This window comes from Microcystis sp. M53603_WE2 (assembly GCF_030065435.1).
Genome location: NZ_JASJFF010001072.1, coordinates 1 through 1840, shown reverse-complemented (window position 1 = coordinate 1840; position 1840 = coordinate 1). Strand labels below are relative to the sequence as shown.

At 38.4% G+C, this 1840-nt stretch carries 5 protein-coding genes; all 5 read left to right on the top strand.

The annotated features are described in order from the left end of the window. Positions 1 to 268: 268 nt before the first annotated feature. The 5 genes from PX481_RS22620 to PX481_RS22600 all read left to right on the top strand — a co-directional run bounded on the left by PX481_RS22620 (position 269) and on the right by PX481_RS22600 (position 1585). The gene (locus tag PX481_RS22620) at positions 269 to 520 is read left to right on the top strand and encodes a type II toxin-antitoxin system Phd/YefM family antitoxin (RefSeq protein ID WP_002763538.1); all 252 of its coding nucleotides are present in this window, start codon (positions 269 to 271) and stop codon (positions 518 to 520) included. Next, a complete protein-coding gene (locus PX481_RS22615) occupies positions 517 to 774 on the top strand; it encodes a type II toxin-antitoxin system mRNA interferase toxin, RelE/StbE family (RefSeq protein ID WP_002745103.1) in 258 nt (85 codons plus the stop codon). Before PX481_RS22620 ends, PX481_RS22615 begins: the two co-directional genes overlap by 4 nt. Before the next feature lie 151 nt (positions 775 to 925). Continuing rightward, a complete protein-coding gene (locus tag PX481_RS22610) occupies positions 926 to 1135 on the top strand; it encodes a type II toxin-antitoxin system HicB family antitoxin (protein WP_002763539.1) in 210 nt (69 codons plus the stop codon). Between the two features lie 47 nt (positions 1136 to 1182). After that, positions 1183 to 1419 carry a type II toxin-antitoxin system HicB family antitoxin gene (locus PX481_RS22605; protein WP_002763540.1) on the top strand — a complete coding sequence of 79 codons (237 nt, stop codon included), beginning with the start codon at positions 1183 to 1185 and terminating at the stop codon, positions 1417 to 1419. Further along, positions 1412 to 1585, top strand: a complete 174-nt coding sequence (locus PX481_RS22600) for a type II toxin-antitoxin system HicA family toxin (RefSeq protein ID WP_002763541.1) — start codon at positions 1412 to 1414, stop codon at positions 1583 to 1585. The genes PX481_RS22605 and PX481_RS22600 overlap by 8 nt, the downstream gene beginning before the upstream one ends. Positions 1586 to 1840 lie beyond the last annotated feature (255 nt).

The window sequence follows — 1840 nt, the reverse complement described above, 5'->3', positions numbered from 1 at the left end:
TAAATCCTTATCTGGCAAAAGATTTAACTGATTAGCTCGCTCTAGATCAAAAACAATTGACAAAAATCGTCCAATGTCTTTCTCTATAAGGGTTCCATCTCTTATAACCCCCGTCCATTACATAACACAAACCGAAGAACCACTAAAGTTGTCATATCTCCTTCTTCTCGATCAGAACCAAAAAGCCCAAAATAAATAATGAAAACGTCAGCCAACAAGCAATTTTTGCTTTATTATAAGACTAATCCCCACAAACCGTAAGCGATTTATGTATCAAGTCACCGTTGATTACGCCAAAGCCAACCTAGAAGAACTCTGCGATCGCACTGAAAAAGAACCCGATGGAGTAGTGATCGTTCGTGAAAATCGCAGTTATATTCTCATTACTCAAGAAGAATGGGAATCCTTAGCTGAAACCTCCGAACTCATGCAAGATCCCAAACTATTACAACATATTGCATCAGCACGACGAGAATATGCCGCAGGAGAAACCCTCACAATGGAACAAGTATTTGGATGACAACCTACACAATTGTCTTTTCTAAACAAGCGCGAAAAGATACCGACGAACTCACCCAAAAACAGAAAGTCAAACTTCAAGAAATTTTAACTAACATAATTGCAATTAATCCCTATATTGGCAAATCCTTAAAAGGCGATTTAGAAGGCTTGTATTCCTATCGCCTAAATCGAAAAGATCGTCTGCTTTATGAAATTTATGAAGACGATAAAACTATTCTGATTATTCGTACCAAAACACACTATGGAGATTAGGTAATAGCGGTCATAACCACTGAATTCATCCCCGTTTATAATATAGCTTGATCCTGTTAGGCAAAAATAGTAGTGATGCCGATCACTACCAGGAAAAAGACGGAAGAAATGCACTTCAGGAACTAGCCAAATTAAATCAAGGAGACAACCCATGAATTATCACTATAGTATTTATATTCAATGGTCACAAGAAGACAACAAATTTATCGCCCATCTCCCTGAATTTGTCTCCTATGCTCATACTCACGGCGAAACCTACAATGAAGCGCTACAAAATGCCCTTGAAGTTCTAGATTTCCTTATCGAAGACTACACTGCACGAGACAAATCTCTACCAATTTTTCAGGCTATTTCCCCATAGCTAAAATATACTCTATTACAATCAAAACGTATTTTATCTGAGCAATTATGGCTGAATTAAGTTCAAAAATTACGGCAATTATTTATTCTGGTGAACAACAAGGATATGTGGCCGAATGCGCGGAAATTTCGGTTGTTACCCAAGGAAATACCTTGGATGAGGTGGTTAATAATCTCAAAGAAGCTGTCTTATTACATTTAGAAGGAGAAGAGCCTATTGAGTTTGGTCTAGTTGCCAAACCTTCTCTACAGATTACGGTTGAGTTACAGCCTGAATATGCCTAAACTGAAACAACTATCAGGCAAAGACGTGATCAAGATTCTCGCTCGATTTGGCTTTACTATTCACAGTCAACGAGGAAGTCACATTAAATTGCGTCGTGTTATCTCCCAGAGAAGAGAGACTTTAACTATTCCCAATCATCGAAAACTTGATCCTGGAACCTGTTAGGCAATTTTCAAATAAGCAAGTCAATATATTCTAGAATCAGAGCTTTATCCTTATTTCTATGATTTATAGAAAAAGTTAAGTGAAGCGGGGTTAAAATGATCGACAAATATCTAGCCCACATTCCGCACCCTCAACTGTCACATAAGCTGTCCCCCTCCAGAGACTTGAGTAAAAATACCTAGCTGGTGAAGGTCTTCTCGGTGGCCGCTAGGGGGGTCTTGAGACCCCTAATTATGAAAAAATAGGAATTGTTGG